Annotated in this window: 22 protein-coding genes and 8 pseudogenes; 11 read left to right on the top strand and 19 right to left on the bottom strand. The window is 58.7% G+C overall.

Annotated features, from left to right (window positions below; all coding sequences use genetic code 11):
• Positions 1–8: 8 nt before the first annotated feature.
• A pseudogene (locus C2L64_RS46845) lies at positions 9–158 on the top strand (IS5/IS1182 family transposase); the annotation flags it as partial.
• A gap of 271 nt (positions 159–429) precedes the next feature.
• Positions 430–1161 (top strand): annotated as a pseudogene (istA, locus tag C2L64_RS46840) (IS21 family transposase); the annotation flags it as partial.
• Between the two features lie 428 nt (positions 1162–1589).
• On the opposite strand, the gene C2L64_RS46835 reads toward istA, so the two are convergent.
• A complete protein-coding gene (locus C2L64_RS46835) occupies positions 1590–2489 on the bottom strand; it encodes a recombinase zinc beta ribbon domain-containing protein (protein ID WP_244212329.1) in 900 nt (299 codons plus the stop codon).
• Between the two features lie 113 nt (positions 2490–2602).
• On the opposite strand from C2L64_RS46835, the gene C2L64_RS46830 reads away from it, so the two are divergent.
• Positions 2603–3940: an IS4 family transposase gene (locus C2L64_RS46830; RefSeq protein ID WP_103154014.1), complete on the top strand. Its 1338-nt coding sequence runs from the start codon at positions 2603–2605 to the stop codon at positions 3938–3940.
• A gap of 297 nt (positions 3941–4237) precedes the next feature.
• On the opposite strand, the pseudogene C2L64_RS55405 reads toward C2L64_RS46830, so the two are convergent.
• The 3 genes and pseudogenes from C2L64_RS55405 to C2L64_RS46810 form a co-directional block, all read right to left on the bottom strand.
• Positions 4238–4732, bottom strand: a pseudogene (locus tag C2L64_RS55405) (recombinase family protein); the annotation flags it as partial.
• A 270-nt stretch (positions 4733–5002) separates the two neighbouring features.
• Positions 5003–5455 (bottom strand): helix-turn-helix domain-containing protein, encoded by a 453-nt coding sequence (locus C2L64_RS46815; protein ID WP_103153932.1) that lies wholly within the window; start codon positions 5453–5455, stop codon positions 5003–5005.
• Between the two features lie 188 nt (positions 5456–5643).
• Entirely contained in the window at positions 5644–5898 is a 255-nt protein-coding gene (locus C2L64_RS46810) for a DUF5372 family protein (protein ID WP_158660654.1), read from the bottom strand.
• Between the two features lie 59 nt (positions 5899–5957).
• Between C2L64_RS46810 and C2L64_RS46805 the strand changes: the two are divergent.
• Positions 5958–6215 (top strand): annotated as a pseudogene (locus C2L64_RS46805) (IS21 family transposase); the annotation flags it as partial.
• An 88-nt stretch (positions 6216–6303) separates the two neighbouring features.
• On the opposite strand, the gene C2L64_RS46800 reads toward C2L64_RS46805, so the two are convergent.
• The 3 genes from C2L64_RS46800 to C2L64_RS46790 are packed head-to-tail and all read right to left on the bottom strand — an operon-like array spanning position 6304 to position 9493.
• Positions 6304–7308 (bottom strand): tyrosine-type recombinase/integrase, encoded by a 1005-nt coding sequence (locus C2L64_RS46800; protein WP_086910688.1) that lies wholly within the window; start codon positions 7306–7308, stop codon positions 6304–6306.
• Positions 7305–8246 carry a tyrosine-type recombinase/integrase gene (locus tag C2L64_RS46795; protein WP_103154111.1) on the bottom strand — a complete coding sequence of 314 codons (942 nt, stop codon included), beginning with the start codon at positions 8244–8246 and terminating at the stop codon, positions 7305–7307. The genes C2L64_RS46800 and C2L64_RS46795 overlap by 4 nt, the downstream gene beginning before the upstream one ends.
• Positions 8243–9493 (bottom strand): tyrosine-type recombinase/integrase, encoded by a 1251-nt coding sequence (locus C2L64_RS46790; RefSeq protein WP_103154110.1) that lies wholly within the window; start codon positions 9491–9493, stop codon positions 8243–8245. Before C2L64_RS46790 ends, C2L64_RS46795 begins: the two co-directional genes overlap by 4 nt.
• Before the next feature lie 169 nt (positions 9494–9662).
• On the opposite strand from C2L64_RS46790, the pseudogene C2L64_RS46785 reads away from it, so the two are divergent.
• Positions 9663–10190 (top strand): annotated as a pseudogene (locus C2L64_RS46785) (Mu transposase domain-containing protein); the annotation flags it as partial.
• 12 nt (positions 10191–10202) lie between these two features.
• A complete protein-coding gene (gene istB, locus C2L64_RS46780) occupies positions 10203–10970 on the top strand; it encodes an IS21-like element helper ATPase IstB (RefSeq protein WP_103154109.1) in 768 nt (255 codons plus the stop codon).
• A 301-nt stretch (positions 10971–11271) separates the two neighbouring features.
• Here istB and C2L64_RS55400 read toward each other — a convergent pair.
• The 4 genes and pseudogenes from C2L64_RS55400 to C2L64_RS55390 all read right to left on the bottom strand — a co-directional run.
• Positions 11272–11488: pseudogene (locus C2L64_RS55400) on the bottom strand (integrase); the annotation flags it as partial.
• Between the two features lie 371 nt (positions 11489–11859).
• The gene (locus C2L64_RS46770; protein WP_103154368.1) at positions 11860–13272 is read right to left on the bottom strand and encodes a DUF2252 domain-containing protein; all 1413 of its coding nucleotides are present in this window, start codon (positions 13270–13272) and stop codon (positions 11860–11862) included.
• Between the two features lie 512 nt (positions 13273–13784).
• Positions 13785–14330, bottom strand: a complete 546-nt coding sequence (locus C2L64_RS55395; RefSeq protein WP_244212258.1) for a hypothetical protein — start codon at positions 14328–14330, stop codon at positions 13785–13787.
• Positions 14230–14736 (bottom strand): integrase catalytic domain-containing protein, encoded by a 507-nt coding sequence (locus tag C2L64_RS55390; protein WP_244212257.1) that lies wholly within the window; start codon positions 14734–14736, stop codon positions 14230–14232. Before C2L64_RS55390 ends, C2L64_RS55395 begins: the two co-directional genes overlap by 101 nt.
• A gap of 57 nt (positions 14737–14793) precedes the next feature.
• Here C2L64_RS55390 and C2L64_RS46760 point away from each other — a divergent pair.
• A pseudogene (locus C2L64_RS46760) lies at positions 14794–15513 on the top strand (IS6 family transposase).
• A gap of 112 nt (positions 15514–15625) precedes the next feature.
• Here the strand turns inward: C2L64_RS46760 and C2L64_RS46755 are convergent.
• The 8 genes from C2L64_RS46755 to C2L64_RS46720 form a co-directional block, all read right to left on the bottom strand.
• Positions 15626–15889, bottom strand: a complete 264-nt coding sequence (locus C2L64_RS46755; protein WP_103154108.1) for a hypothetical protein — start codon at positions 15887–15889, stop codon at positions 15626–15628.
• Between the two features lie 282 nt (positions 15890–16171).
• Positions 16172–16825: a hypothetical protein gene (locus C2L64_RS46750; protein WP_103154107.1), complete on the bottom strand. Its 654-nt coding sequence runs from the start codon at positions 16823–16825 to the stop codon at positions 16172–16174.
• 67 nt (positions 16826–16892) lie between these two features.
• A complete protein-coding gene (locus tag C2L64_RS46745; protein WP_103154106.1) occupies positions 16893–17918 on the bottom strand; it encodes an IS30 family transposase in 1026 nt (341 codons plus the stop codon).
• 73 nt (positions 17919–17991) lie between these two features.
• Complete coding sequence (locus tag C2L64_RS46740) at positions 17992–18219, bottom strand: hypothetical protein (protein ID WP_103154105.1); 228 nt, start codon at positions 18217–18219, stop codon at positions 17992–17994.
• Between the two features lie 35 nt (positions 18220–18254).
• Positions 18255–18578: a hypothetical protein gene (locus tag C2L64_RS46735; protein ID WP_158660620.1), complete on the bottom strand. Its 324-nt coding sequence runs from the start codon at positions 18576–18578 to the stop codon at positions 18255–18257.
• Between the two features lie 296 nt (positions 18579–18874).
• Complete coding sequence (locus tag C2L64_RS46730) at positions 18875–19195, bottom strand: type II toxin-antitoxin system PemK/MazF family toxin (protein ID WP_103154103.1); 321 nt, start codon at positions 19193–19195, stop codon at positions 18875–18877.
• Positions 19189–19437, bottom strand: coding sequence for an AbrB/MazE/SpoVT family DNA-binding domain-containing protein (locus tag C2L64_RS46725; protein WP_103154102.1), 249 nt, complete (start codon positions 19435–19437; stop codon positions 19189–19191). Before C2L64_RS46725 ends, C2L64_RS46730 begins: the two co-directional genes overlap by 7 nt.
• Positions 19438–19544: 107 nt before the next feature.
• The gene (locus C2L64_RS46720; protein WP_103154101.1) at positions 19545–20204 is read right to left on the bottom strand and encodes a tyrosine-type recombinase/integrase; all 660 of its coding nucleotides are present in this window, start codon (positions 20202–20204) and stop codon (positions 19545–19547) included.
• 518 nt (positions 20205–20722) lie between these two features.
• On the opposite strand from C2L64_RS46720, the gene C2L64_RS46715 reads away from it, so the two are divergent.
• From C2L64_RS46715 to C2L64_RS46700, 4 genes and pseudogenes are all read left to right on the top strand, one after another.
• Complete coding sequence (locus tag C2L64_RS46715) at positions 20723–21646, top strand: tyrosine-type recombinase/integrase (protein WP_103154100.1); 924 nt, start codon at positions 20723–20725, stop codon at positions 21644–21646.
• Between the two features lie 118 nt (positions 21647–21764).
• Positions 21765–22223, top strand: a complete 459-nt coding sequence (locus C2L64_RS46710; protein WP_158660619.1) for a hypothetical protein — start codon at positions 21765–21767, stop codon at positions 22221–22223.
• A gap of 62 nt (positions 22224–22285) precedes the next feature.
• Positions 22286–22546 carry a hypothetical protein gene (locus C2L64_RS46705; protein ID WP_158660618.1) on the top strand — a complete coding sequence of 87 codons (261 nt, stop codon included), beginning with the start codon at positions 22286–22288 and terminating at the stop codon, positions 22544–22546.
• A gap of 32 nt (positions 22547–22578) precedes the next feature.
• A pseudogene (locus tag C2L64_RS46700) lies at positions 22579–23301 on the top strand (IS6 family transposase).
• Positions 23302–23354: the final 53 nt, after the last annotated feature.

Genomic DNA, 23354 nt, shown 5'->3' with positions numbered 1-23354 from the left:
CGCTTACGATCGAACAAGGTTTCGGATGGGCCAAGACCGTGGGACGCATGCGCCAGGTCATGGTGCGTGACTTGAAGAAGGTGGACCAGATGTTCGTGTTGAACATGGCGGCCTACAACCTCGTGCGCATGCGTTCACTGGGACAAGTCCGCCCGTAGTGGCGAAAATGGCAGCAACGAGCCCAGAAATTGGCCTCAGGCCATCGAAAATGATGATGAATCCGCGCTGAGGTTTCGCAATTGCGTATTTCGGACGAACGTGACCGGCCGTTTCGGGATGGTGACCGGCGATTTCGGCAACGTGACCGGGCATTTCGGGAACGTGACCGAGCGGACCGGAAGGCAGGATTGGCGTTGCGCATGACATCAACTACGCGGGCTATGCTCGCCGGCTTTTGCCGGAGAGAGCATGCCCGCGCACCGGATGAACATGCGCATGATCAACGACGTTTTACGACTTAAATTCGACGGCGGTTTCTCGCACGATCGGATCGCCGCGTCACTGGGCATATCCAAGGGCGTGGTCACGAAGTACATAGGACTGGCCGGTGCCGCCGGGCTGGACTGGGCAAGCGCCTGCGATATGGATGAAGGCGACCTCGAGCGGCGGCTCCTCGGCAAGCCCACGGGGCCAGCAGGCTACGCCCAGCCCGACTACGGACGCATCCACCAGGAGCTGCTTCGCAAGGGCATGACGCTTACGTTGCTGTGGGAGGAGTACCAGGCCGAGTTCGCGGACCGGCAGACCTACCGCTATACGCAGTTCTGCGAGCACTACAAGGCGTTCACGAAACGCCTGAAGCGCTCGATGCGTCAGATTCACCGCGCCGGCGAGAAACTGTTTGTCGACTTCGCCGGCCCCACGTTGCCGCTGACGACTGGACGCCGCGCGCACATCTTCGTGGCAGCCATGGGCGCATCGAGTTACACGTTCGCATGCGCGACGCCAGCCGAAACGATGGAGGACTGGCTGGGCGGCATCGCACGTGCGCTGACCTTCTATGGTGGCGTGCCGCAGCTGATCGTGCCGGATAACCCGCGCGCGATGATTGCCGATCCCGACCGCTATGAACCTCGCGCCAGCGACACCGTGCTGGACTTTGCGCGTCACTACGGCACGTCATTCCTTCCTGCACGCGTATATCGTCCGCAGGACAAGGCGTACGCTTCATATTGCACCTTGTGCGGTTGGTGGAACAGCGATAAACGTCGGTTGTGTCGAACTGTAGCGGCCGCCTTGGCCTTTGACCAGGACGACGTCGCCGACGGGTTCATAGAGACAGCGATGCAGATTTCCGTAGCGATGCTGACGCAACAGCCCGCGCCGGGCCCATAGGTGGATGCTGGTCGGACAGACCCCGAGTTGTGCGGCGAGTTCGTTGGCCGTCAACATGCCGCGTTCGCGCAGGCGCTCAAACCGGCTCTTGAGCCGGTACGCAGTGCGTACGAGGTAGACCTTCTTGTGCGTGAACGTTTCGCCTTTCCAGTTTGTATAGCCGAGTGCATTAAGCTGTTCGGCGACCTGTCGGTCCGAGCCGGTTTCGAGAAGTTTGTCGATCTTCGAAACGACTTCCGGCCGCGTCTTTCGAATCAGTGCGATAGGCTTGGGCTTATCGATCTCCAATGAGGTAGTTCGGCCGCCGCGAAAGCGTACATGGATTGCGACGCGTTCGGATTGACCAGGGTGACGTCTTCGATGAGCAAAGCGACCATGCGCTTGCGCTCGAGCGGAACGACTCGTTGATCATTCCAAACACGAGGGAAGTCTTCGGCGAGCGACTGGATCTTGGTTCGCGCATCGCTGCTTAACAGCTTGTGATCGGCGTTCTGGAGTCGCTCGTTCTCCTGTTGCAATCCGTCGAGCACACGCAGACGTTCGTTCCAGTCCGCCTCGAGCGTGTCAGCGACAAGCCGGTTGGTGGGATCGACACTCATATACCGACGACGCGCGAGCTCGGCATCGTAGCGAGCTCGGGCCAGTTGGTTCTGACGTTGATCGGCGGCCTGTTTGACGCGCCCAGAGATCTCGTCTTCGACAGCTAGCGCGACCTCGAGAGCGGCCGGTGCGACACTCTCTAAAAGAAGCGAGCCTATCGCGTCGTCGATGGCACTTCCGCGAACCGATTGGCAGGGTTTGCTGGCACGGCGCACTGGGTTCTCCGTGCACATATAGTAGGGTTCGAGTTTATTACCGACGACCTGATACCGTACACGCATGCGTGCGCCACACACTCCGCACACGACGCGCCCCTGCAGGAGCCCAACGCCCTCACGTGGCATGCTGCCTCGTCGATCGCGCCCGAATCCCGTTAAATTCTGCTTAAGCGTCGCCTGGTTGCGTTCGAACTCGTCCCAATCAATAAAGCCGGGATGTGCATTCTGGATTAACACCTGCCAATTCTCTCGGTCAACCTTAAGCCCGAAGTATTTGCGTCCCTGACGATATACTCCGCGTGTGCGACCGTATACGAAGGCCCCGGCATAACGCATCCCATTACACATAAGTCTGTAGGCGCCGAGAAAGTCGTTTACGGTCAATGACATAGCGGGGTGGGTTGTAAACTGCTTCGGAGTGTCGTTTACTGTCGCATTTTGGGCGGCGCATGAAGCAAGAGGCAGCGAGCTGGGCAGCGGCAGAATTCAAGGACATCGACCTGGGTGATCAGCGTCTGAACGCGCGCGCCGTGCTGCTGGCGGAGCGGCTCGCGCAGAAGCCGACGGCAAGCATACCTAACGCATGCGGCGGCTGGGCGGAGACGGCCGGGGCGTACCGGTTTCTGGCCCAGGATGAACTGGACTGGCGCGATATTCTGGCGCCCCACTGGCAAAGCTCGGTCGAGCGGATGCGAGCTTGCGAAGTGGTGCTATGCATCCAGGACACAACGGAGCTGGACTTTAACGGCCAGACGATTACGGGTCTGGGGCCGCTGTCGTATGAGGCCCAGCGCGGGATGTATCTGCACCCGACTTACGCGGTCACGCCATCGCGCGAGCCGCTGGGCGTGCTTGACGCCTTCATGTGGGCACGCGAACCCAAAGGCGCGGATGGTGTGCGTGCGGGCCTCAAGGAAAGCATTCGCTGGGTCGAAGGATATGAGCGGGTTGCCGAACAGGCTGCGGCACTGCCTGCCACGCGGCTCGTCTATGTGGCTGACCGGGAGTCGGACATCATGGCGTTGATGCTCAAGGCACGCGAGTTGGACAACCCGGCCGACTGGCTGCTGCGCTCGCAACACAATCGCACCCTGCCCGAAGGCGGCAAACTGTGGAACAAGGTTACGGCGGCCAAGCCCTTGGGCACAATTCACTTTACGCTGGCGGCCCGTCAGGCTCAGCCGGCGCGTACGGTCCGCCAGCAGGTGTGGGCGCAGCGTGTCGCGCTGCCTGATGCTGCAGGCGACGTGGTGAACGTCACGTGTATCGTCGCCCGGGAACTCGACCCGCCGGCAGGCGTCAAGCCGCTCGAATGGCGGCTGCTGAGTAACCGCGATGCGAACGACCTTGATGCGGCGGCGCAGCTGATTGACTGGTACCGGGCGCGCTGGGAGGTGGAACTATTCTTTCACGTACTCAAGAACGGCTGTCGGGTCGAGGCGTTGCAGCTCACATCGAAGGCGCGGCTTGAGCGCGCCCTGGCGCTGTACATGGTGGTCGCGTGGCGTATCGCCCGGCTGATGCGACTGGGTCGAACCTGCCCGGACCTTGACGCGCAACTGCTGTTCGAGCGCGATGAATGGCGCGCGGCATACATTCTGAACAAAAAGAAACCACCCAAGACGTCACCGCGACTGAATGAGGCCGTGCGTCTGGTCGCCATGCTGGGTGGCTTCCTGGCGCGCAAAGGCGATGGCGAACCCGGAGTCAAGACCATCTGGCAAGGTCTGCAGCGCGTGATGGATTTCGCCGCCGGACTCAGGTACGCACGAGAACTTGACGAATGAGTTGTGTGTAATGAAATGGGCATAACGGGGGTTGTGCAATATCTGGATAACGCGACAGTGTTCCAGCGGTCCCCAAATCAGGTCTCCCTTGCCAATCCCCCGGTGGATGCGACGCGGAAACAGCCAGCCTTCCTGGCGAAATCGTTTGACCGTGGCTGTAGCTGACGCAGCCTGCCGAAACGTATCGAATAGCAACTGCAGCGCGCCTCGGACCTGTTGATCAGGATCGAGAACCACTGAGCCGTTCGGGTGGTAAACAAGCCCGATGGGTAACGGCACTTCCAGTTCGCCACGGCGTGCCTTGTTCTTGATACCACCTTGTAGCCGCCCTTTGAGAACATGAAGTTCGGCCTCGCTCATGGCGCCCTTCAAGCCCAATAAAAGACGGTCATTGAATTGGCCGGGATCGTAAATTCCATCTTCGTCGCAAATCAAAGTTTGTGTGAGCGATGCAAGTTCGATCAGGCGATGCCAGTCTGCGTTATTGCGCGCAAGGCGCGACGCCTCCAATCCCAGCACGATGCCGGCGTGACCATTGGCGACCTCTGCGACCAGATGCTGAAAGCCATCTCGCCCTTCGGCGCTGGAACCGGACATGCCGAGATCGTTATCGACAATGTGAATGCGTTCGATCGGCCACCCGAGCGTAACGGCACGATCGCGCAGTGCATATTGCCGCTTCGTACTCTCGGTATTCTCGAACACCTGACGAAGCGACGACTGTCGAACGTAGAGGAACGCATCACGCCGCAGATGTTCTGCGGTGACCTTCAGAGCGGAGTTAGTAGACATGGGCAAGCTCCTCGTGGGTGCGCAGTACGAGGTTGGCGAGCACGCGAACAAGCGCGCCGTTATCCCGCACTGAGTTGGAAGCAGGCACGGTTGAAGCGGGAGCTTCGATGCGCGAAGCATCCGGGCGTTGGATCGCCAGCCCGTGCAACAGGCCGTGAAAGCGTATGGCGGCGTGGCCTTCTGACTTAGGACCTGCGCCGAGCAGGTCGGCCCGTAGCACTTCGTAATGGGCAAGCGCGGACGATGGGAGAGGGAATTGAGGCGAATCCTCTACGGTTTTTTTTTGCGTGCTAACGCACGTTCGATACTGCGTGGGTGGACCGAAAGCTCCAGCCAGGTTTCGACTTCCTGCGCAAGCGCGCGAGCGCGAATGCTGCTGTCTTGCTGCAGACGTTCCTCGATGAACGCCATGACCACCGAGTTGAGTTTGTGTGCGCCTTTGGGTCCACGCTGTTTTGGCAGCAATCCTGGCAGTCCCTCGCGCGCAAAGGCGCTCTCTGCCTGATAGAACGTAGGTCTGGACATTCCGAACAGGGCGGCCGCCTCGGCCTTGGAAGCGCCATCGACCCGAACATGACGCAACATCTCGTACTTGACCTGAACAAGATCGTCGGGATCGAAGAAATCGCCCGATCGAAACCATGGCGCCCGTATTCGGTCGGGATGAGGATTGAGAATACCAAGTTCGCGTAGGCGATCGCGCTTTGACGGTGGCTTGGTCATTACATGATCTCTCGTTGACGTAATGGAAATTAAAGTACGCCGCGCCACTTGATGTGTCAAGTATCTTCGTGATCTGGCCTATTATATACGATGCGGTTATTTCCCCGTAAAAACCGAGATATCCTTGATGTGTCAGAACCAGCGTCATCTCCATATCGGCGTATTTATCCTTACGTGAACGGCGAAATTTATTTGACATCGCGCACTCCCAATAAATCGTCGACGAGCGCACGCAATCGAAGCAGATCGTCAGTTCTAAACCAGGAATGTCCAGCGGAGGCCTGCGCGAACAGATCTGGCTCCGGGACATCGGTCCAAGATGCCAGCACCGAGCACAGACGCTTGTGTGCGTCGTAATACATCACGCGATCTTCACCCCAGTTCTGCTTGCGACTCACCAGGACAAAGTGATTTCCACGCGCTGGATGAAATGGGTGGGTAATCTCGAAGGACGCGCCTTTGACTACGCGACGTTCCTCATGGCAGACAGTTGCTGACTTGCGAGAAACCGAAGGTAGAGGTTGCGGTCCAGGTCGTCGAACGCTGGATCATGGCGCGGCTGCGTCATCACCGGTTTGAGTCGGTCCACTCGGTCAATGAGGCGATCCGCCCGCTGCTCAAGAACCTGAATGAGAGGCCGTTCCAGAAGCTGCCGGGATGTCGCGCCAGCGCATTCGCCCAGCTGGACGCGCCGGCACTGCAGCCGCTGCCGGCACAGCCCTATGAGCTCGCGCGCTTCAAGACAGTGACGGTTCACATCTTGTGTGGCCAAGCGATTTCTGTGGCCTTGGCGCTGATGAGCTGCTTCCGGCGGAGATCCTCGCAGTCTAAAGACCACAGAAATCCAGTTAAAGTGAGCGCAGGAATCGCAGCAGGTCGGATTCCATTCGGCGCCGCGGCGCCTCGCCGGATGGCTGCAGTTGCGCCAAGGCACGCGACTTCATCTCCAGGTCGATCTGTGCGTAAATGTTGGTGGTGTTGAGCGACACATGGCCGAGCCACGCGCGGATGGTGTTGATGTCGACACCCGAGCGCAGGAGGTAGGTGGCCGTTGTATGGCGAATCGTGTGCGGGCTGACCCGCTTCGCACCGACCGCAGGGAACCTCGCCTCGATGCGCTTCGCGCAGCGCTCCACCACTGAGTGGACTCCGAATCTAGTAATCGACGTACCACGCCGGTTCAAGAATGCATGCTGGTCAGCTGGCCGACCAACAATCAGTGCCGAGATCTCCGCTGCCGTTTGCGGCCAGAGGGGACATAATCGAACTTTGTTGCCTTTGCCCAGCAATCTGACAAACGCGTTGCCGTTGCCATCTCGCGACTGCAATTGCAGATCCTCAACCTTAACCTGTGCAACTTCTGTCGCTCGCGCACCAGTGTTGTACAGGAACATCAGCAGCGCATGGTCACGCCTTCCCTGTGCCGTTCGTAAGTCTGCCGCAGCAAGAAGTGCATCCATCTCGGGTTTCTCAAGGTAGGGAATCTCGGGGCGTGCGAACTTACGGAATGGGATCGCTAAGACACGCCCGGACCATTCCAGGTGCTCTGGTCCGTATTCGCCCACGAATCGCGCGAAGCTATGTATGGCCGCGAGACGTTGGTTGAGGGTTCTCGCGCCCACAGCTTTACCGGTCGTCGCTGTTGGGAGAAATCGGTTGATCAGGTCTCTGCTGATGTCGTCGAGCTTCAGCAGGTCAGGACGCGTTCGTAGTTCGCCCGCCGCGTAGCGAATGAGCCTGGCCAGCGTGTCGCGGTAGCTCAATTGCGTGCTTCGCGCCACACATCTTACCGTGACGAGGTAATCGGCCAGGAAGCGTTTAATCCATGGGGCCAACAGGTTCAGATCGTTCATGACTGGCTCTCCAGCGCGACGTATCGTCCGAGACGGTTCGACGCTTCCACGAGAAGTTCTGGCGACATAGGCAAATAGACCTGGGTGGCCGCTATGCTCGCGTGTCCGAGATAGGTCGACAGCAGAGGAAGAAGTCGCTGCACGTCGGCACCTTGCTGATACCAGGTGGTCAAGCGATGTACAGCGAACGTTGCCCGCATATCGTGCAAACGCGGCTGATACCGGGCGCCGTCGTTGCGCCGAACGCCAGCCTTTGACCTGAGCCTTGCAAATGCGCGTCGGATGCCGCTCCCGGTTGGCCGACCACCGTCACGACGGACAAACAGTGGCGTGTCGTCGCGAGTTTCGATGCTGATGGATGTGTGAACCGCCACCATATATTCGTGCAGGATGTGGACGAGTTGCATTCCAATTGGAACCCATCGTGTCTTGTAAAACTTCGTGTCGCGAACCGTGAGCATCTGCTGCGGCAAATCCACATCTGCGAGGCATAGGTGCAGTGCTTCGCACAGTCGTAGGCCGGTCCCGTATAAAAGCAGCACGAGGACCCGAAGGGTGCGTGCTTCAATCGGCGTCGCGCGGGCACACTCAAGCGCAGCGATCAGTCGGTCGACGTCGTCCTCGGAATACACATAGGGCTGGAAATCCTGATAGCAACGTGGTGTCCTGGCAGGTAGAGGAATGGCAGATACCAAGCCGCGTGCGAGCGAAAAGCGGAAGAAGCCCACGAGAGCAGAATGCTTGCGATGCCAATAGCGGCTGAGCGGTAGATTCCCATCGAGGAATGCTCGAACCTCCGTCTGCGAAATCGAACTGAGTTCCCGCTCACCTCCCACGTACTTGGCAAACAAGACAAGCACGCCATGAATACTATCGCCCTTACATCCACTGGCGTGGATAACCTGCACATACAGTGAGATTGCGTCAGCGAGCTTCATAGAAACCTCCCGAGATCAACGTCAGCCACCTGGCGCAAGCCGTTGATATCGACCTTCGCGTATAACGCCGTGGTGGCGGGATGGCAGTGTCCGAGGAAATCTCCAATCTCCTTCATGGTTAGACCTCGTCCGAGAAGCTGGGTCGCACACGCGTGCCGCAAGGAATGCGGTCCCTTGTGTTTGATCAACAGATCCATTGGCCTCAGCTGACGATTCACAACCTGCCAGATCGCGCTGCTGCCAAGTGGTTGATATGGACTACGCAACTGGAGAAACAGCTCCCGCCGATCAGACTTCACTCGAACAAAGCGCAGATACCTCGCAAGAGCATCCGCTACGTCGCCGGCCAATGGAAACACAGCAACATGTGGGCTTTGCTTGGAACGATGCACGCGAAAAAGCGCTTCCTGCCAGTCAAAATCGTCGAGACACAGTCGGCGCACTTCGGCCACACGCAATCCGTACACCGCGAACATCATCAAGATCGCGCGATCACGAATCGCGCCGGGCCGGTTCCCCTCGAGATTCTCAAGGACACGAAGGACTTCCGGCCAGGACGGACCGGCAGGTAGTGCCTCGCCTTGATATACCCGCGGCGGTTGTATCGACGACGATAAACCGGGTCGGCATTGCCCGTGTTCTTCCAAGTAGCGGATGAAACTGCGGATGTTGTAGCCATAGGTTTGCATCGACGCGCGCGTCAGACCATCGCGGCTTCCCTTCGAGGCAAGAATGAGGTCGATGGCTTTCCAGTCAAGTCGACGGATGTCATAGCCCTCGGCATTGGCGAGCCGGAGAAACTCGGAGGCGCGACCGCTACGCGTGCGAATTGTTAGTGCAGAGAGATTACGCTCGTCGCGCATGAAGCGAGCGTAGGCCGCGATCTGTTCCGACCCAGGCTGCTCGCCGGTCAACGCTTGCGGTCGTCCAAGAAAACGCATCCAGTTCGTCGCTGTCGATACATACGCCGTTCGGGATGCTTCCCCATCGGTGCGGGTAGGATTAGTCGCTCGACGGTTACGCCATCGATCTGCGAGCTTGCCAAGTTGAGCAGCGGTGAAGGAATCCGGTAACGTCCATCTCAATGCCTCTCCTATCCGCATCATGTACGTTGCATTGCGAATCAAGGTCTTGCGGGAAGCCTGATGGCGTTGCATGTACTCGAGGTATCGAACCCGCTCGCGATAGAGCGGCGCGGTGGTGTGACGGGCAACTGCAGCCGGGTCCTTGAAAAGTTGATCGAACATGAGGAGTCCTCCTTCCGCAAGAAAGCGGAAAGGTAATATTGCTCCTCAAATTGAGACCTGCTTCTGTGGTCTTCAGACTGCGACGATCGCCGCCGGAAGTAGCTCATCAGCGCCAAGGCTACAGAAATCGCTTGGCCACACAAGATGTGTTCTGTGGTCGACCACAGAACACATCGACTATCACGTCGAGATCAACAAACACCGCTACAGCGTGCCGCACGCGCTGGTCGGTCTCAAGCTCGATGCGCGCATCACGGCGGGCGCTGTCGAACTGCTGCATCGAGGTCGCCGTGTCGCCAGCCACGCACGCAACGACCGCGCAGGCGGCTACACCACCGTCGTCGAGCACATGCCGGCGGCGCACCGCGCTCATCTGGAATGGACGCCGCAGCGGCTGATTCATTGGGGACAGCAGATCGGCGCGGCAACCGGCGCGCTTGTTACCCGGCTGCTGCAGGAGCAACGCCATCCGGAACACGGCTATCGGGCGTGCCTCGGATTGCTCTCGCTCTCACGTCGCTATGGCCGCGAACGTCTCGAAGCCGCCTGTGCGCTAGCACTGGAGCTGGGCGTGCACCGTTACCGCCACGTGCGCGACATCCTGATCAACAACCGCGACCGCGCTGCAGTGGCAACGCCTGCCGACTGGATCAGCCCGAGCCACGCGCATGTACGCGGTCCCGGCTACTACCAATAAAGAAGACCCACCATGATGATGCAACAGACACTGACGCAACTGCGCACCCTGAAGCTGGACGGTTTCGCTGACGGCCTGGAAGAACAATTGACGCAGCCCGGTGCGACCAGCCTGAGCTTCGAGGAACGCCTGTCACTGCTGGTCGACCGGGAAGCCAGCTGGCGTGATGATCGCCGTCGTACCCGACTGCTCAAGCAGGCGCGCCTCAAGTATCCGCAAGCCGCCATTGAAGATCTCGACACGCGCGCTGGCCGTGGCGTCGATCCGCGCTCACTCACGAGTCTCGCGCTCGGTGACTGGGTCGAAGCCGGCTACAGCCTGCTCATCAGCGGTCCAACCGGCGCTGGGAAATCGTGGCTCGCGTGCGCCCTGGCCCAATACGCTTGCCGGCGTGGGCATTCGGCCGTGTATCTGCGCGTGCCGCGACTTGGCGAGGAGCTTCGCGTTCTGCACGGCAATGGCGGCTTCACAAAATGGCTGCTGCAGGTCGCCCGCGTTGACGTGCTCCTGCTGGACGATTGGGGAATGGCTCCCCTCGACGCGATGGTCCGAAACGATCTGCTCGAGATGATCGATGACCGCTCGGCCGGAAAGGCGACCATCATCACCAGCCAGTTACCGATTGAGCACTGGCATGGATGGATCGGCGACGAGACCATCGCCGACGCAATGCTCGACCGTCTCATGCAGCGTCATCACCGGATCACGCTCACCGGTGAATCCCTCAGAAAGTCATCCCCAAAACCCAGCGTCCTGGAGCCCGAACTCGACCAGAACTAACAAGAAAATCTACAATCAACACCGCGCAACGCCCAACCCCGCCGAATCGGTCACGTTCCCGAAATCGGCGGTCACGTTCGCCGAAATACGCACGCAATGCGAAAAGGTTGCAACAGAAGCTGCGTACGCGGAGGGGTGCTGCTTCCATTGATGGGTACTTCAGCAACCTGCTAGTTCCGCTACGACCGCGACCTCAGGCATGGTTGTGGCAAAGCGTTCTTGCTGACTTCGCAGAAGGGTTCTGTTGCATCGTAAACGTCAGATTGTCGTTTCCAGATCTTCGTCGTCTCGGCAGGTTATCGTCCTGCACCTGCAGTCGCGTCAAATCACACGCTCGAAGCTTGCTGTCGATTGCCAAGTTAAACAGCGCCAACTCGCGAGCGTTGGATGACATCTGAAGTCTTGTTTGAATCGCCCAGATCTCACGAAGCTTCAATGGTGGCTTCTGACCGGTCTGCCCCCTTATTCCATGGCACCCGACGAACGGGCGAACACTTAAGCGTTTCCTTGGCAACCACCCTTTGATGAAGGGAGAGCGATTTTGCGCTCCAGTGAGCGGTCGCTGTTCGACCCTCTTCGGCCGTTGCAGCGAGCGCCACGTGAACGGCGGCTTCCGCAGGGTCTAGCGGTCATTCGTGCACGCGTACGTACGTCAAATCATCAGCTATGTCAATCCTTCGTCTGCTCCTAGTTACGGTCATTCGCCACAATGGCGCGCTGAGAGGGGACGGTCTCGGCCAAGATAACTCAATGGAGCAGTCCGCTCGTCGCGATGAGTGGAGCTGGAGTTGCACGGGTTTTGCCGGCGGGTTACAGGCCAGGCTTGAAGGAAGCGCTCGCGACCGGTCGTGCGCAAGCGCCTGCTGCGTGCGAGTGGGGGGGCAGCGCACTACTCTTCAGCGAGAGCATCCAGCCTGCCGGCACCTACCGCCTTCACCAGCGCCGCGTGGTCACGCTCCGTCTGATCGGCGTAGGCGAGGGAAAACGCGCCGATGGCCTCGTCAAAGGCGTCGCCCTTGCCCAAATAGCCACTGATGGTCGTGGCGTCCCCGGACTTGGCATGGGCGCGGGCTAAGGTCCAGCCGCAGAGCCCGGCATAGCGTTTGAGCTGCGCAGGGCTGACTTCCTCGGCCGGCGCAGACATCTTCATGTCCCGCAACTGGCGCACAAAAAAGTCATAGCCTCGCTGTCCTCGCAACCATCCCAGGAAGATGTCGCTGGAAGACTGCATCAGCCGTTGTCCCATGACGACACGCTCACCCTGATTCTCATATTGGCTCTTTCCCGCATAGGGTTCGAGGACCGACCGGCGCTCTTCCTTGAACTGGAGAATCAGGGGATGGTCTTCCTCGTCAAAAAACAACCCGATAAAGCACCGCGTGCCAACGCTGCCAATACCCACGACCTTCACGGCGAAGTCCTCCAGGTGGTAGTGATCCAGAAGGACACGGCGCTCATTGGAGAGCGACTGGCGATAGTCGGCTAGCGCCTCACGAACCCGCTCCTCGAAGCCCGCATCACTGACGTGGAAGATAAGTGGCGGTTGGTCGACAAAGCGGCGTCGCCCAGCCACTTCGCCGACAATCTTTGGAAAGAGGTTTTCAATAACACGCTGGCGGGCTTTTTCCGCCAATTGCTCGCGCATCTTTTTGACCTTTTCGTCGGGTGCCATCGCAATCAGGGTTCTCATGTCCAGGCGGGTGTACCAGACTTCCAAAGGGTTCATTCGGGAATACTCCCGCAGGCGCTCTCGATATATGCGCACGCATTCTAGGACGCCTCTCCGGCAATCTGCGTCCGGCAACTGGTTATCGCGTCCTGCCACGGCGAAACTGACGGCTAACCGTTTCAGATCCCATTCCCAAGGTGCCGGCAGCGTTTCGTCAAAGTCATTTAGATCAAAAACTAGATTGCGCTCCGGGGTGGCAAACAAGCCAAAATTCAACAGGTGGCAGTCTCCGCAGGCTTGCACCCGAAGACCTGTGCTTGGAGTCGTAGCGAGATCGTAGGCCATGAGCGCCGCTGAGCCGCGCAGGAACGTGAATGGACTGCGGAGCATACGGCCATAGCGGATTGGGACCAATTCCGGCAATCGATCCTGATTCGATTCTTCCAGGATCTCTATGGGGTCGCGGCGCTGGGCCGACGGTGTCCAGTCGCCATGACCGCTGCGCGGCACGCTTTCACGCAACGCCTGGCCTGCGGCGAGGCGTTCTGCGCGGGAGCGAACGACCGGGACGTCCTCCGCGATGTTACTGAATTCGGCCTTGCCCTTCCTAGGCGCCTTCATCACGGTGTCCATACTCGCCTCCTCCTGCCGGTTTTGCGTCGCGGATCCCACTTTTTCATGACGAATCGTCGCGGTGGCCGGCATGGTTGGCGAGCACGCACATCACGAACACCAAGGGCACGCCGTCCTGCCCTTGATGTTCGTGCCTGACAGCTATCGTGCGAACTCGGATGTCACATCGACGCATTCACGCGTTCAGGGGCTCGGGCATCACGCAAATCAGCCCAGCGCCAGTGATCCGCCTAATTAACCATAGCAGGTAGGCTGCAGGTCGCGTAGATCGAAATCGACAACAATGACAGTTCGGGCCATGCGTCTCCGCCTTGTCCATGGCATGCATGTTGCCTCACGAAGGAATGTTACCCGACGGATTGTTGTCGTTTCGCTTTCTCTCTTCTTTTCTTTCATGGTTTGCCGGGCGCGAAGCGCCCGGCCCCCGCCGGCTTCAACTTTTCTGCAATTCACGCTTCAGTCGGCGTTTCGGTGCATTGGCGCAGGCTGCCCAGAACCATTTCTCTCACACGCTAGGCGCGCCATGCCTTGACCCGACGATGCAACGTTCGTAGTTGTGTCTTGCTTGCATAGGCGTCCGGAACCATCGTCGCCAACCGTTCCATCAATTTGTTGACGGCAACAGTGGGCTCGGCGATCAGCCATCCTTCAATGACCGGCCACACGTCGGCGAACGGATCCACCCGGGTTTTCCACCAGTGCTTGGCCTTGGGTTGCATTCGGTGCGTCGGACGTGCTTCCCCCTCCTTCCACGCCGAGGAGAGGCTCGCGAGGAACACGGCAACATCTGATTCGCCTGCCGACGCTGCTTCAGCGCGCACACCGTGGGCCGCGAGCTCGCTCAATGTCTGCTGAGCCGTTCGGATATCCTGCAACAGTCGCACAGGATCGAGGCTGTTGAACTGCGCCTTCAGCTTTTCCCCTTGTGCACACGAGCACCATCGCGCGTCTTGGACTTCAGCTTGAATGTGGTCTACCTTGCGCCGGCGATGAAGGCTGGAAGAAGTTAATGTATAGACGCGATGACGCGTATAGCCGCGCGAGCGCGTTCCTGGCATCGGCGCCGCTCAGGCGGCCGTAACCGACGAGCCGCCGTACCACGGAGCCATTCTTCTGCTCTACCCAAGCCTGATCGTTCTTCTTGTAAGCCCGCGAGCGGGTTTGCTCAAGACCATGTCCCTTGCAGTAGTCGAAGACGTTCTGGTTCATGAACGCACTGTCGTTATCCGAATCGACTCCAAGCATCGCGAATGGCAGCTCAGCGGCCACCTTGTCAAACGCTTCGATAATCAGCATCTGATTGCGCGTCCGCATGGCCACGCATTCTGTCCAGCCGCTGGCGATGTCGGTCAACGTCAGCGTGTGGACGAACTCCCCGTCTGTCTTCGAGCCGCCGCAGTGTTCGACCACGTCGATCTCGAAGAAGCCCGGTGACGGGTCGCGCCAGTCGGTGAACGTACGCACCGGGAGGCAGTGTCGCAGTAAGGCACTGCGGTAGAATTCGCCCGCCTCTCCAACTACATGAAGACCGGAATGTCGAAGTCGAAGACGTCGTTGCCGCCCGGAATCGGCAAGGTACTCAAGCGCCTTCACTATCCGCTTGATGTAATTTTGATATGCGTGCGGTGGTATGTGGCTTATGCGTTGAGTCTGCGCAATCTCGAAGAGATGATGGCCGAGCGCGGTGTCAACGTTGACCACTCGACGCTGCACCGCGGGGTCATCAAACTCGTGCCGCTGTTCGAAAAGGCGTTTCGCCAGTACAAGCGACCCGTGGGGAAGAGCTGGAGAATGGATGAAACGTATATCAAGGTAGGTGGCCAGTGGAAGTATTTGTATCGCGCAGCCGACAAGGCCGGCAGCACGGTCGACTTCCTATTGCGCGCCCGTCGTGACAAGGTCGCTGCCCGACGTTACTTCGAAAAGGCGATTGGGAACAATGGAGAACCTGAGACGGTCACCATCGACAAGAGCGGCGCGAACTTGGCCGCACTTGATGCCCTGAACGCCGAACGGGAAATGCCGATCCGGATCCGATAGGTCAAGTACCTGAACAATATTGTGGAACAGGACCATCGCGCGATCAAACGAATCATCAGGCCGATGATGGGCTTCAAGGATTTCTGCTGCGCGCGCATCATCCTCTCCGGTATCGAGCTCATGCACATGATCCGCAAGGGCCAGACGAGTGGCGACACCACCCGCAGTGTCGCCGTTCAATTTTACTTGCTGATCACATAAGGCATCCTAATCTAATGCCGGCTTGCTGAACCCTCATCGCTTATCGCGACAAAACCGCCAAACTTCTCTGCCTTGATAATCATCCCATTGGCCTATTTTCCGCTTTGTTGTCTCACTCGAACGATCCTGCCTTCAAGTCGTTCTCGAAATCGGCGATCCAGGCGCCGCCGTGTCCGCCATCGTATAGAGCCACGGCTGACCTACCGCGCAGCGCCATGGTCACTTGCCGGCCAATTGGCCCGACCCTGCCGCCACTCGGATACTGGTCTTCGTCCACCACTTGGAATTCTCTGACGGCACGGCCGTTCTTCCGGCACACGGCTGCGAAATCATCCTGCTCGTCTTGCGGGAACTGAGTGAGTACGTGACTCGCCATTACGCTGCCTCCGCGACCATTCCGGTCCAATCATCAGGTTTCAGGACTGAGAAGACTCCGCTGCAACGAGTTGCTTACAGAGAGCCTCCACCAGAGCACACGCCATCTTGTAGTGGTGCTCAGATTTATCTCGCCAAGCATCCCGCTCTGACTCGGCTCTCGCGAGTCGATCCCTCAATTGCTCTATGTTTTGCTCCGTCATAACGTTTTCCGATACCTATTCGTTTCGTAGGTGTTCATATGGCATTGCGGGCTACTTAGGCGGCCCACGCTTTAACCGCGTCAACTTCGCTCGTCGCCCATCAATGTACGCATCTCCGATTCCATTTCTGCAATGGTCCTGCGAACTTCCGAGGAAACGCTAACGTAAACTTCGTTCCACTTGGTGTATGGATCGTTGATTCCAGTGCCTTTGATCGCTGGATTCACAATTTGCGTAAAGACATTCGCGTTGCTTACAAGCTTCGATCGGATCTCGGCAACGTGATCAGCACAGCGTTTGGGTAAAAAGATCCGATTAGGTTGATAGGCCTCCACGAAGGCTTTCTGAGCCTGAAGCACGCGTTCAACTCTCTGGTCTAAATCCGGTCCGCCGTTAAGCTGCAGCGGGTTCACGAGGGCCGCAACGGCCTCATGAAATTCCAACAAGGGGCCAAGCACTGCTTTGATGGCATCGAAGCGGTACTTCACAAGAGCCGCATGTACGGCGCCGTCCCTCGCTGACTGCATGGCCAGTTGAGCTTTGAACGATTCGAGGCGCTCGGCGTTCGAGGCTTGTAACTGCGCTTTGTGTACCTCAAGCTTCGAGTCGTATTCTGCCCCTATAGCACGCTTGAGTCGCTCGCCAATCCAATTGCGCGCGAGGAACACCAGTGCGCCGCATAACGCGGCGCTTACGCCCGCTGACGAGATCAGGCTCAGAATGTAAGTCGGCATTTGTCTTTTATTTCGAAAACGGTCAAAATTAAAGCGGGCGGTTTCAAGAGTGAAGCGCAACAGGGGGCTAATGAATGGAAGCTGAGGTTATCGAAGCGGTTGCGAGCATACGTTCGAAGACCTCGAATGGTGAATGAAATGCATGGGTAGCGCGAGGTCGGCTGTTGAGGCTGTCGGCGATGCCATCGAGTTCGTCCTGACTGTAGATCGAGAGGTCAGTGCCCTTCGGCAGATACTGCCGCAGCAGCCCGTTGGTGTTCTCGCAGGTACCGCGTTGCCATGGACTGTGCGGATCGCAGAAGTACACGCGCACGCCGGTGGCGGCGCTGAGCTCCTGATGCCGGGTCATTTCCTTACCCTGGTCGTAGGTAAAGCTCTGGCGCAGTGGTGCGGCGATCGAATTCAGTTTGGCAGTGAAGCCCGCCAGTGCCGAGGCGGCGGTGGCGTCTTCCATCTTCGCCAGCAGCACCAGGCGACTGGTGCGCTCAACCAGCACGCCGACGGAAGACTGGTTGCCGACGCCCTTTATGAAGTCGCCTTCCCAGTGACCTGGCATCACCCGGTCGTCGACCTCAGGCGGGCGCACATGGATGCTCACCATGTCGGGGATCTGGCCGCGCCGGTCAGTGCCCCGCTTGCGTGACATACGCGTGCTGTGGCCGTGGCGCAGACAGGCGATAAGCTGGCGGCGCAGCTCACCGCGTGGCTGCGCATAGATGGCAGTGTAGATGGTCTCGTGCGAGACGTGCTGGGTCGGATCGTTGGGCCACATTCGTTTGAGGGTACCTGAGATCTGCTGGGGCGACCACTTCCATTCCAGCAGGGTGAGTACGACGCGCCACGACACGCTTTGAGGGTGCAGCTTGGGACATGGGCGCGCAGCCTCGCGTCGGCTCGTGCTGAGCGACTGCGCCGGCGCAGACGCATAGCCCACGGCAGAACACGTGTTTCTGGTCAGCTCGCGGCTCACGGTTGATGCCGGGCGCCCGAGTATTCGGGCCATGGCCCGAACACTCGAACCCTGCTGCTTCATGCTTGCAATGGTTATGCGTTCTTCAGGCTGAAGCTGTTGATACGTTCTTCTTTTTTGCATGTGCACACCTTACACGAGGAAGGTGTTGCACTTCAGATTTGATCGCGCCGCGGTTTTCCTAGCTATTCACCGATCAATCGGGCAAACCAAGCAGCTTCTTGAATGCCTTGCTGTCCTCGCGGCGAGTCGGGTTGCCTGCCTCGTTGCCCGTGACCGTCTGCCACAGCAGCCATGCGCCCACAGCGTAGCCGCGAAGATGCCGAGCCGATTCCGAGTTCGGCTCCTTCTCCGCGCGATTCAACTCGTCAGCGACGATTTGCTTGGCCGCTGCCGTGATTTCCTCGTAGGTGTAGGTTTTCATCGCTTTCCTTGTTGGGGGCGGAACCGCTTTTCCGGTCAATCAGCAGACTTTTCAATCTGATGCTGGCTGTAGGTCCAACCGTAATCGTATTGATCCCTCGGCAACTCGCTTACCTGCAACGCCTTATGCGCCGCAGTCAAGGACAAGCGAAGCCAGCCAGCTGCGTGCGCCGCACGAGCCAAAGCGAATTCTCTGCGCTCCCACGGCCCAAGGTCGGCATCTGTGTTCATCGCGGCAATCTCGCATCGCTCGATCAGCCCAGCAACGAGAGCGCGATGTTCGTCTTCGATCCTGCCGCCATGCGCGGCGAGTACGCCAAACGCATTCTGGATTGCATCGTAGAGTGCTTCGTGTTCCATCGCTTCTCCTTGCGCCGGATGCACCGGCTTTTCCGTCCTGTTCACAATTCAATGCGACGCGCTCTTATCGCCCGTCGCGTGCGCAAAAATCCACCGCGAAAGCGACCGCGCACCATACAGTGCCGAAGCGCCTTGGACTGCGTAGAGAAACCCGATGACCAACCATCTGGACATGCTCGATGCGGTCGCCGGAATCTGCGCTACAAGGTCCTTTAGACCGGCGTGATGAGTGCAGCTAGGACCACGGCCAGAACGAGCGTGCAGACGTTGATTCGCGTGAGTTTCATAGAATTTTCCTATTCCGCGAACACTTCCTGCAAGGTACGCAGGGTGTCCAACATCGTCTTATCGGCAATCACGCCTTCTTTCTTTACCAGCCGCACCTTGTCTACCGCGCGAATCTGATCCAGCAGGATCAACCCCTGTTTCCGTTTGAACGTCACGGGTATGCGAAACGGCGCAGGGCGGCCCTTGGAAGTCATCGGCGCGACGATGACCGTCCGCAGATGGTCGTGCATTTCCGGCGGCGATACCACGACACATGGCCGCGTCTTTTGAATCTCGCTACCTAGCGTCGGATCGAGCGCAACGAGCCAGACTTCGCCGCGCACTACCATGCAAGCTCCGCATCGTCGGCGTTGCCAAACTCACCCATCACCAGCGCGTCGTCACCGCTCTCAGCAAGCGCCTTGCTCGCCTCAGCCCAACCGTCGCGAGCCTTATGGCGGGGGCGACGCAGCACAATCGCGTCGTTTTCAACTTCCATTTCCACTTCGTTCTCCAGTCCCAACTGCGCGAGGACGGGCTTTGGAATCAGCACGCCCTGCGAATTACCCATCCTGCGAATCGTTGTTTTCATAAGTCCACCGTAAGTACAATGTTATGCCATTGCGAAACGCACGTCAACACAATGTTATAACCAAATCCGCAATCGTACCAGCGCCGTTTCGCGGTCTCGTTGGTCCGTCAGATCACCCCGCTTACTATGGACGACAGGTGAACTGGATCGCCTTGAATCAGGTTCTTAACGGCAGACAGGCTCGAAACTCCAAGCAGTTGCTGAATAAGTTTCAGCGAGCGACCGTCCCGATGCAGGCGCACAGCGAACGTGCGCCTCGCCGCTGATGCGTTGCCGCCTTCTATGCCCGCCTGCTGATGCAGTCGCCGGACAATCTCCGTCAGGGTTTCACAGGAATAGCTTACTGCGCCGCTTCCTGTCACCCGCCGGGTAAAGGTGAACGGTTCTCCGTCGCTCGCCCTAAAAAGTGAAGCGTAAGCGTCCAATCCACGGTACGCCGATGGAGTGGTTGTAACGCCCTGCCGCGCCGCGAGCCGATACGCAAGGTAGTCATCAATTGCCTGGCGGATTTTGGAGCTTGCCCAGATCAACGGGCGAGCCTTGCCGTTAAACGCGATTTCGGCGCGGACCGTTGATTGAACACGCACCGCTCCGTTCGCTTCCAAGTAGTCTGAAATCAGGAGCGTGGCGGCCTCATTCGGCGTGAGGCCAGTGCCATATAACAGCAGCAGAAGTGCAACATCGCGAACGGGGGATTGCCCCGTCACGGCTGCAACTTTCAGCGCATGGCGAATTTGATGAAGTTCAACTACCGGAGGCTTTGCCATCGTCTAATCCCGAAGTTTTCGTGCCGCATTTTCGGGTATTACGAGGAGTTCGCCCGTCCTCAGTAGCAAGCATCGCTGACAGCCTTGAACTACCTCATTTCCTCGGAAAAACCTGCCAGCGGCCTTGCCCGTGAGCGACGCTGGCAAGGGTTGGTCACACACCACCGTGTAAAAAAAGAGCCTGCGCGTCAAAAGACGCGCAGGCTCGCTGCCAGGGAAGTGATTCAGGAGGCAAGTCGGTACTGGTCACCGCCCGCAGATGTAGCGCGTCGTGTCGCGGACGTCATCCAACGATCCATCTGGATAGCACGATGTGCGATCGTGTTCGAGTGGCGGGACTTCCGCGCTTCAATTTGCGCTGCGAAGTCGAATGCCATCGAATCAGCCTCGGCTTCCCCGGGCCTGCACCTTTGGTCTGGTCTGCGTGGACAATGGCACCCCCTTCCCTTTGCAAAACGGGTTGGCGAAGCGGTAGCTTCGCAGTAGTATGGGGAGACGTAAATTCAGTATATAGGTTTATGGACCCGGAACAGTGGCTGCGAAGTCCCGAAGATGCATACGTCGAATGGCAGCGTGTCGAGGCGACTGGCGCCGATCGTCGCGCCTTTGCGGAGCAATCGATTGTTCAGCACCTGTCGATGTTTCGTCGGCTCAACCGATACCTGATTGCTCACCGCAGCAATGTGGTCGCATTCGGCGTCGACCATATCGACAGCTTCTTTGCCGAGCTCGATGGCAGTTGCAGGCCCGGCACGTCAACGCGCCAGCGATACCTTAAGCTGATTGATCGTCTCGCCCGACACCTGATCGCGCTTGAGCTTCGCACTGGTAATCCAGCCAGCAACCTCCTGTCGAGCGAGCGCTGGCCAGAAGAGGAGCCGGCGCCTGTCTTCCTGGGTTCTGCCGATGACGTTCGACTTCAATCAGCCTGTGCCGTTCGCGCCTTCGATTCCTTCAAGGAATTGCGCAACGCCTCAATCGTCGCGTTGCTGCTCGGGACCGGCCTAACCGCGTCAGAACTCCGGGCGCTCGTCGTAGAAGATCTGGACGCGAGCAGCTCGCGCATGAGTGTGTTCGTGAAGAAACACGGACCGCGTATCGCGCGACGCGTGCCCGTTGATGCGTTCGCCGTTGATCTCCTACGGCTTTATCAGGGCGCGCGCACAGGAATGTCCTGTCCTGCGCAGTGGCTCTTCGTGTCAACGGCACGCGGTACCCCCATGAAAACAGACAGGCTCGGTGAATACGTGCGCCAAGCGCTCCGTCAGGCGCAAATCTCCGCACCCGACGAAAGCCCGCGTCTGCTGCGCAATACCTTCGGCCGTCGGCACCTCATCGAGGGCATGTCCAACGAGCAGGTGAGTAATCTGCTGGGGCTTTCTAGCCATCGGACGGTCAACAGGCTGCGGCAGACCTTTGACGTTGAAAGCAGCAACCCCTGATATATCGGCGTTGCGGCGATAGCGTGCAGGGGCCGCCAAAGCGAGCGCCTTGACTTCTATTAGTTGTGCGTACCGTGGGTCATACGCAGAGCACGCGTTCTGCGATTTACCAACAAGGATGCACATGACCTACATAGGCCCGTTCAAGGACGTCATATACCCGAATGCAAACCAGGAGCCACACATCGCGCGCTATCGCATCGCTTTGATCCCGCAGGCGGCCGGCGCACGTGCCATCGTACATCTGCTCCGCAGTGCTGCAGTCGATTCGCAGATGCACATTTCCGAAGCGGCGTTTGACACGGTGCTGAACAGGATCGTGGGGACGCAGCTGGCTGGAGTCAGGCTCGATCGCATTCAATTCGTGGTTCAGACGGGCGACGAATTGGTCACCTATCCGATCCGGTTCAACGCGCTCGATCTTGCGCCGAGAAGCGCGTCCCGATCGCGCGGCTCGAAGGACCATGCTGTGCATATCCGCTCGCACGACGTGGTCGGAGGCGCCGTCGCTTTCTACGTAGATCAGGATGGTGGCAAGCCAGCGAGCGCTATCGTTGAAAGGCTGCTGCTCCGATGATGGCACAGCCACGTGGGTACGCTGTTGGCCGCTGGGAATCGCTGTGGGCGAGCGATCCATATATGTCCCACCGGATCGTCATCGATCTGTCGGCACGAAAAGTCATAGGCGGGCAGGATCGCTACCGCAAACGGTGGCATCCGATGAGCGTGCGTGACGTCGACTACATGCAGCAAATTCTGGACGAGACGGCCGACGACATTTTTGATGACCCGGGCGAATATGGCTTTGAGTCGGTTGACGGTCCGCCGGCCTGGGCGCTCGAGGCGTGGCCGTGGCCCCGGGTCTACGAGCGGCTCTGTCGCAACAAGGCATCAAGGTAAAATCCGGCTAATGGAAATTGCTGACGACCACGATGGCCAAGACGACGAAGACGCCACGCAAGACGTTGCCACCTGACGTCGGCAAGGTGATGAAGCGACTGCACTATCCGCTCGATGTAATCCTGCTGTGCGTGCGGTGGTACGTGGCTTATTCGCTGAGCCTGCGAAACCTCGAGGAAATGATGGCAGAACGAGGTTTCGAGGTGGACCATTCGACGGTACACCGCTGGGTCATCAAGCTCATCCCGCTATTCGAAAAAGCGTTTCGCCAGCACAAGCGACCGGTCGGCAAGAGCTGGAGGATGGATGAGACCTATATTAAGGTGGGCGGCCAGTGGAAGTACCTGTACCGCGCGGTGGACAAGGCCGGCAATACCGTCGATTTCCTGCTTCGAGCCCATCGCGACAAGGCTGCCGCGCGTCGCTATTTCGAGAAGGCCATCGACCAGAACGGCGAGCCGCAGACCATCACCGTGGATAAGAGCGGCGCCAATCTCGCCGCTCTGCAAGCCATCAACGCCGAACGGCAAACGCCGATCAAGATCCGGCAGATCAAGTATTTGAACAACATTGTCGAACAGGATCATCGCACAATCAAACGTATCGTCAAGCCGATGATGGGCTTCAAGAATTTTCACTGCGCCCGCGTCATCCTGTAAGGCATCGAAGTGATGCATATGATCAGGAAAGGGCAGATGAAAGACGCCGCCATCGAACGGACCGTTGCCGACCAATTCTATTCACTGCTTACGTAAGCAGTTCTTACCATATCGAAACTGCCTCGTCCCGCCATCCTTAGTGCGACACA

This window comes from Paraburkholderia hospita, from assembly GCF_002902965.1.
Lineage (GTDB): Bacteria > Pseudomonadota > Gammaproteobacteria > Burkholderiales > Burkholderiaceae > Paraburkholderia > Paraburkholderia hospita.
Note: the sequence above shows the minus strand (reverse complement) of the source record. Positions and strands in the feature narration are given on the sequence as shown.

Coding starts and splice junctions, on each gene's coding strand:
- C2L64_RS46835 (WP_244212329.1), bottom strand. CDS start 2,489: ATGCGTTATGCCGGGGCCTTCGTATACGGTCGCACACGCGGAGTATAT.
- C2L64_RS46830 (WP_103154014.1), top strand. CDS start 2,603: ATGAAGCAAGAGGCAGCGAGCTGGGCAGCGGCAGAATTCAAGGACATC.
- C2L64_RS46815 (WP_103153932.1), bottom strand. CDS start 5,455: ATGACCAAGCCACCGTCAAAGCGCGATCGCCTACGCGAACTTGGTATT.
- C2L64_RS46800 (WP_086910688.1), bottom strand. CDS start 7,308: ATGAACGATCTGAACCTGTTGGCCCCATGGATTAAACGCTTCCTGGCC.
- C2L64_RS46795 (WP_103154111.1), bottom strand. CDS start 8,246: ATGAAGCTCGCTGACGCAATCTCACTGTATGTGCAGGTTATCCACGCC.
- C2L64_RS46790 (WP_103154110.1), bottom strand. CDS start 9,493: ATGTTCGATCAACTTTTCAAGGACCCGGCTGCAGTTGCCCGTCACACC.
- istB (WP_103154109.1), top strand. CDS start 10,203: ATGATGATGCAACAGACACTGACGCAACTGCGCACCCTGAAGCTGGAC.
- C2L64_RS46770 (WP_103154368.1), bottom strand. CDS start 13,272: ATGGACACCGTGATGAAGGCGCCTAGGAAGGGCAAGGCCGAATTCAGT.
- C2L64_RS55395 (WP_244212258.1), bottom strand. CDS start 14,330: ATGCCAGGAACGCGCTCGCGCGGCTATACGCGTCATCGCGTCTATACA.
- C2L64_RS46755 (WP_103154108.1), bottom strand. CDS start 15,889: ATGGCGAGTCACGTACTCACTCAGTTCCCGCAAGACGAGCAGGATGAT.
- C2L64_RS46750 (WP_103154107.1), bottom strand. CDS start 16,825: ATGCCGACTTACATTCTGAGCCTGATCTCGTCAGCGGGCGTAAGCGCC.
- C2L64_RS46745 (WP_103154106.1), bottom strand. CDS start 17,918: ATGCAAAAAAGAAGAACGTATCAACAGCTTCAGCCTGAAGAACGCATA.
- C2L64_RS46740 (WP_103154105.1), bottom strand. CDS start 18,219: ATGAAAACCTACACCTACGAGGAAATCACGGCAGCGGCCAAGCAAATC.
- C2L64_RS46735 (WP_158660620.1), bottom strand. CDS start 18,578: ATGGAACACGAAGCACTCTACGATGCAATCCAGAATGCGTTTGGCGTA.
- C2L64_RS46730 (WP_103154103.1), bottom strand. CDS start 19,195: ATGGTAGTGCGCGGCGAAGTCTGGCTCGTTGCGCTCGATCCGACGCTA.
- C2L64_RS46725 (WP_103154102.1), bottom strand. CDS start 19,437: ATGAAAACAACGATTCGCAGGATGGGTAATTCGCAGGGCGTGCTGATT.
- C2L64_RS46720 (WP_103154101.1), bottom strand. CDS start 20,204: ATGGCAAAGCCTCCGGTAGTTGAACTTCATCAAATTCGCCATGCGCTG.
- C2L64_RS46715 (WP_103154100.1), top strand. CDS start 20,723: ATGGACCCGGAACAGTGGCTGCGAAGTCCCGAAGATGCATACGTCGAA.
- C2L64_RS46710 (WP_158660619.1), top strand. CDS start 21,765: ATGCACATGACCTACATAGGCCCGTTCAAGGACGTCATATACCCGAAT.
- C2L64_RS46705 (WP_158660618.1), top strand. CDS start 22,286: ATGTCCCACCGGATCGTCATCGATCTGTCGGCACGAAAAGTCATAGGC.